The sequence below is a fragment of the Frisingicoccus sp. genome, assembly GCA_016298055.1.
In the GTDB taxonomy this organism is placed as follows: domain Bacteria; phylum Bacillota; class Clostridia; order Lachnospirales; family Lachnospiraceae; genus Frisingicoccus.
Genome location: JAEDDO010000206.1, coordinates 1 through 3,039, shown reverse-complemented (window position 1 = coordinate 3,039; position 3,039 = coordinate 1). Strand labels below are relative to the sequence as shown.

General features: G+C 41.2%; 3 protein-coding genes. 1 reads left to right on the top strand and 2 read right to left on the bottom strand.

All coding sequences use genetic code 11. From position 1 onward, the window contains the following. On the bottom strand, window positions 1-1,556 hold a 1,556-nt coding region (locus QZZ35_RS10575; RefSeq protein ID WP_291237369.1), incomplete at its 3' end, for a sensor histidine kinase. Window positions 1,557-1,572: 16 nt separating this feature from the next. Continuing rightward, window positions 1,573-2,256, bottom strand: coding sequence for a response regulator transcription factor (locus QZZ35_RS10570; protein ID WP_291237368.1), 684 nt, complete (start codon window positions 2,254-2,256; stop codon window positions 1,573-1,575). A 171-nt stretch (window positions 2,257-2,427) separates the two neighbouring features. Here QZZ35_RS10570 and QZZ35_RS10565 point away from each other — a divergent pair, with 171 nt between their 5' ends. Beyond that, a complete protein-coding gene (locus QZZ35_RS10565; protein ID WP_291237370.1) occupies window positions 2,428-3,009 on the top strand; it encodes a xanthine phosphoribosyltransferase in 582 nt (193 codons plus the stop codon). The last annotated feature ends 30 nt before the right edge of the window (window positions 3,010-3,039 follow it).

Genomic DNA, 3,039 nt, shown 5'->3' with positions numbered 1-3,039 from the left:
TTTCGAACACCATATCCCTGTCCGAGACGGTCCATGGTCGCCTTTACAATGGAAAGTCCCACACCGCTTCCGCCATATTCTCTCGTTCTCGCCTTATCCACTTTATAGAATTTCACCCAGATCTGGTCGATATCCTCTTCCGGAATCGGTTCTCCCGTATTATAGACGGAAACACGTGCCTGATTGCCTTCTTTTCGGACATTGACCTCAATGATCCGATCCCCATCAATATGATTCAGCGCATTCGACATATAGTTTGAAAAGGCTTCCTCGATCAAATAGACATCGCCCCAGACGTAAATCGGCTCATCCGCATTAAATATAAGAACCGCTTCCTTCTGTCTGAAAAGTATCTCTGCGTTGGACAGAATATTATCGATGGTCGCAACAATATCAAATCGTTCCATAGAAACATTCTCTGTACCGAATTCAATCTGATTCAGATCCAGAAGTTTTTTGACAAGCATATTCATCTTGCCGGCCTCATCCATGATAACTTCACAATAAAATTCCCGGCTCTCCGGATCATCATTGATATTTTCCTGAAGACCTTCCGCATAGCCCTGAATCAATGCAATCGGTGTTTTCAGCTCATGAGACACATTTGACAGAAATTCCTTTCGCATCTCATCAATCTGCATCTTCTGCTCCAGTTCCCTCTTAAGCTGCACATTGGCACTTTTAAGCTCGCCCAATGTCTTTTCCAATGTCTCGGAAAGGGTATTGATACTGTCACCGAGAATCCCGATCTCATCCTCCGTCGTCACCGGATATTTCTGTTCAAAATCCAGATGGGACATCTTCTGGGCAATCTTTGCCAAAACAAGAATCCTCTCCGTAAATCGCTTTGATATAAAAAGCATGGCCAGGAAACTGATAATACACACACACATGGTTACATAAATAAAAAACCGGCTTGATATCTGGGCACTCTCATGAATACTTTCCACAGATGCACGAAGCATGGCGTAATTCCCGTCACCCATATGCCCGAGCAGATAGATATAATAGGCATTCATACGATTCACATAGATCTTCTTTAACGTGTATGTCTCTGTTTCCTTCAGCACCGTCACATCATCCTGTGACTGAACATAATCTCTGTAAATAGCAAAATTCTGTACATCATAATCACTGTCCGAATTATTCCCGCTGGAAGAAAACAGAACCTGCATATCATACATCGTCTGACCATTTATGATTCGTTTATTACCGATCCGGTACAGCAGGATACCGATATTGTTACTCTGACTGAGCTGTTCCATGGATAATTCCATATCAAAGAAATCACTCAGAGCCGTAATGTTTCGCTCACTGAACCAACTGTAAACGCTGCCTTTTTCCGTATCACCATTCTCTTCCTCCTGATCAAGGGAAGTATTCAGCGCATTATACATCTTATTGATCTGATTAAAAACACTGATCAATGTTTTCTGCTTTCCCGAAACATAATAATCCACCAGAAATAAACTGTTGACCAGTACAGAAATCAACATCGTCACAAGTACCGTTGTCATCAGCGTAACAGACAGCTTGACCCTTAATGACTTTTCCATAGGCTGCCAGCCTCCATTATTCATTCGTTACTTCAAATTTATATCCCATACCCCAGATGGTCTTTATATACTTACCCTGTTCTCCCATCTTGTTGCGCAGCTTTTTTACATGGGTATCGATCGTTCTTGCATCGCCAAAATAATCATAATTCCACACATTGTTCAAAATACGCTCTCTTGATAATGCAATTCCCTGATTCTCAATGAAATAGGCAAGCAGCTCAAATTCCTTAAAACTCAGCTCGATCGGCTTGTCTCCGACAAAAACTTCATGGGCATTCTTATCCATGCGAATATCTCCTACCGTGATAATTCCGTCATTATTCCCCATATTGCTTCTCCGAAGTATGGCCTCAACTCTCGCCACAAGGATCTTAGGGCTGAAAGGTTTTGTCACATATTCATCCACACCAAGCTCAAATCCGAGAAGTTCGTCCCGTTCATCCGCCTTCGCCGTCAGCATAATGATCGGCACCTTCGATGTCTTTCGCACCTCCCGGCATACTTCCCATCCGTCCATCTTCGGCATCATAACATCAAGAATCAAAAGTCCTATCTCTTTATCACTATAAAAAATATCCATAGCTTCCTCGCCGTTGGATGCTTCTAATACGTCATAACCTTTTTTACTCAAAAAATCCCGTACAAGCTTACGCATACGGCTTTCATCGTCGATCACAAGAATCTTGCAGTTACCCATAGATTTTCTCCTTTCAGGTGTTCTCTAATCAATTACAAATTTTATTTATTATACCGAATAATTATGACCATATTGTGAAAAAAAGATTTTTCTGTCAAAATAATTTAAAAATCTTTCACCCTATTCCATTCTATGTTATAATAGTTGAAAATATATACGAGGTGAAGAATGTTGAAACTACTTATGGATAGAATTCTATCTGAAGGAAGAGCTCTCAGTGATTCTGTACTGAAAGTTGACGGTTTTTTAAACCATCAGGTAGATGCGGATTTAATGCAGGAAGTCGGCAAGGATTTCTATGAATATTTTAAGGATTATGGTATTACACGCGTACTTACTATTGAAAGTTCCGGTATCGCACCGGCTGTATATACCGCTCAGGCACTGAAAGTTCCTATGGTCATTCTCAAAAAACAGACATCCAAGATTCTGAATGGCGATGTTTACCAGACGAATATCAAGTCTTTTACAAAAGGTACAAGCTATGAACTGACACTTTCCAGTAACTATATTAACAAAGAGGATCGTGTTCTCATCATCGATGATTTTCTTGCCAACGGCGAAGCTGCCACAGGTGCCGCACGTCTTGTTGAGATGGCGGGTGCTACCATTGCCGGAATCGGGATCCTGATTGAAAAGTCATTCCAGAACGGCCGCACAAAACTTGAGAATGCCGGTTATCATGTTTATTCTCAGGCTCGTATTGCCCGTCTCGGTGAAGGTATTATTGAATTTGTTGAAGAAGATAAATAGATATAAAAAATCCATGAGTTTCTCCCGAAG